This is a genomic window from uncultured Lamprocystis sp., assembly GCF_903933125.1.
Taxonomy (GTDB): Bacteria; Pseudomonadota; Gammaproteobacteria; order Chromatiales; family Chromatiaceae; genus Thiodictyon.
The window spans coordinates 1-2,494 of sequence record NZ_CAIZIZ010000179.1 but is presented as its reverse complement, the minus strand read 5'-3'; the positions used below and the strand labels follow the sequence as shown (position 1 = coordinate 2,494).

Here is a 2,494-nt window from a genome sequence, read left to right as displayed (position 1 = left end):
TCCAAGTCCGGTTCTGCGAGGAGCCGGGAACGAATCGCTGTATGGCAGAGATAGTGTGGCACCGCCGGGAAACCAGGCGGCAACAGAGAACACCAACGTCTGTCTAACCAGCGGCGAGAATCCGGCTTACTCTCCGGTCTTGGTGCGCCAAGCGAAGCTTGGCGTTTCTTGCCGGGTGCAAGTCCCGGTCGGGAGAGGGGTCGGAAGTGATTCCTCGTAAGGGCTAACCCGAAGTTCCAGACCGGAGCCTGCAATTTCTCTTTCTGAAACCTAACGATACAGTGAATTTTCGCGCACTTACATGGGAACGTGTACCCATGTGGCGGTCGATTTGTGCTCGGACTCGGGCTATAGTCAGTCTTAGCGAATCAATCGCTTACCTGTACCCAGACGCTTGCACGCGAAAATTTTTCAAGATTCTGATTCGCCTAAGAAACTTCTGCTTTGAGCCTGGAACTTCGGGCTAACCACCCACCCGTAGCGCGTGTTGCGCCCAGGGCGGACAGCGCTGTAATGGGAAGGAATCTGTGGCAAGCGTGAACAACCTGAGGTGAAGCGTACACAGCGAATCTGGTGGGCGAGAGGGGTGTCCGCGCCACCCTGAAGCAATTTTAGCCTCGTTAATGACGACAAAGCAGGCGGCGACAGCGTACGTCATCAGCGTGGACGCCAAGAAGTCCGAACTCATCGGTCCCTTCAAGAATGCGGGTGCGCGTTACTGCCAAACGGCCGATGCCGTCAACACCTATGATTTCCCTAGCGAGGCCGAGTGTCGCGCAACCCCCTACGGAGTCTACGACCGGTGCGCCAACCACGCCCTCGTCAGCGTCGGGACGCATGCCGCGACCGCGCAGTTCGCGGTGGCCGCGATCCGTCGCTGGTGGGAGCAGGTGGGCGGAACCCGTTACCCCCACGCCCGCCACCTGTTGATCGAAGCGGATGCGGGAGGGTCCGAACGGCCATCGCCCGCGGTTATGGAAACGCGAGTTGCAACAGTTGGCCAATGACACGGGCCTGTCCCTGACCGTTTGCCACTATCCCACTGGGGCCTCAAAATGGAACCCCATTGAACATCGGTTATTCAGTCAAATCAGTCGCAACTGGGCCGGGACTCCGCTACGCAGTCTCCCGCTCATGCGCAGCCTCATTCGCGGCACGACCACCAAGACCGGACTGACCGTGGACGCTGTGCTCGACACGACGGCCTACAACAAGGCCATCAAGGTGACGACCCAGGAAATGGCCGCATTGAACATCCGCCGCCGCCGACTGTGCCCGGATCTGAACTACACCATCAGACCAAACAAATCGGGAAGTAATTAATGGACAGTTTCTTAGCCAAGCACCTGGAGCGAAACTACAGCAACGTGCATACCGACACGGCCAAGTTGCTGGATTTAAAACTGGTAGAGAAGAACGCCGAAGGGTTGCTCCGGGTTCCTTGGGAGGAGATTCAGATTCGCGTCTCGGTCGGTGGGGCAAAGGCGGCGTGAGCTGATCCCCGGGCGGCGATCCGGCCGGGGGCTGGGCCTGCGGTATGGGTCAGATCAGGGTCGGCGGCGTTACGCTCGTCGCTTCGACGCCCGGCCGCTCGGTCACCCGAGTTTTTCAGGATACGCCCGCCGCGGCGGATTCGCGTTAGCATGGCACCGGTCCCCGCTGCCTGGATCATGGCATCGACGGCTTCAAGCGCTACGTGGCATTAGCGGTCGTGGCACGCAATGTCCAACGGCTCGGCGCCCTGCTGCGCCAGCAAGAAGCCGAACAGCGGGAGCGACAGCGTGGCACCCATCGCCTGGCCGCATAAGCACTACGAACGGGATGACGGAATACGGCCGGTGGGACTGGCCTGCCCGGATTTTGCCTGTAATAAGAGTAATTCTTATTCTCGCGCTGTTGCGAACACACTATGCGTGGTATTGATCGCGATGAATGATCAAACCGCGAATTTCCCTCGCTGCAGCGAATAGGCGCTGCGGAAAACATTGAGTTTTCTTTCAGGCACTAAGTATAACATCGGAGCCAATCACCTGTCCGTACTTGATACGTTGATGACCCGACAGCGCAAGCCTGCAAAATCCGTCAGGGGTTGTAGGGGCGACTTCAGTCGCCCCTACACGTATCGCCTTAGCGGGTGGCCCCCGGGTACGACGGCTGCTGGGGGGCGCCTGGGTAAGCCGGATAGGGGACATAGCCGGGCGGGTACTGCCCGGCGCCATAACCGCCCGGGTAGCCCTGCTGATACCCTGGTCCATACCTGTTCGGATAAGCGCCCGGATAGCCGCCGGGATAGCCCTGGGGATAGCCCTGGGGATAGCCGGGCTGCGCCATGTCCGGCCGGCCCGGATAGCGCGCGGGCGGACCGGCAGGGACGGGCGCGGCGGGTGGCGGGCTAGCCTGCCGGGTTGGGGCCGCGGGGGCGACTGCCGACGGAGCGCCGCGGCTTGGCACGGCGGCCACTGGGGGCGCCTTGGGGCCGGCGGGTCCCGCGCCG

The 2,494-nt window shown here is 61.4% G+C and carries 1 protein-coding gene and 2 pseudogenes; 2 read left to right on the top strand and 1 reads right to left on the bottom strand.

The window, feature by feature from the left end:
- Positions 1-623: 623 nt before the first annotated feature.
- Positions 624-1,316, top strand: a pseudogene (locus QZY03_RS09005) (ISAzo13 family transposase); the annotation flags it as partial.
- A gap of 6 nt (positions 1,317-1,322) precedes the next feature.
- Positions 1,323-1,493, top strand: a complete 171-nt coding sequence (locus QZY03_RS09000; RefSeq protein ID WP_295580198.1) for a hypothetical protein — start codon at positions 1,323-1,325, stop codon at positions 1,491-1,493.
- Positions 1,494-2,127: 634 nt separating this feature from the next.
- On the opposite strand, the pseudogene QZY03_RS08995 reads toward QZY03_RS09000, so the two are convergent.
- Positions 2,128-2,494 (bottom strand): annotated as a pseudogene (locus tag QZY03_RS08995) (serine/threonine protein kinase); the annotation flags it as partial.

Coding starts and splice junctions, on each gene's coding strand:
- QZY03_RS09000 (WP_295580198.1), top strand. CDS start 1,323: ATGGACAGTTTCTTAGCCAAGCACCTGGAGCGAAACTACAGCAACGTG.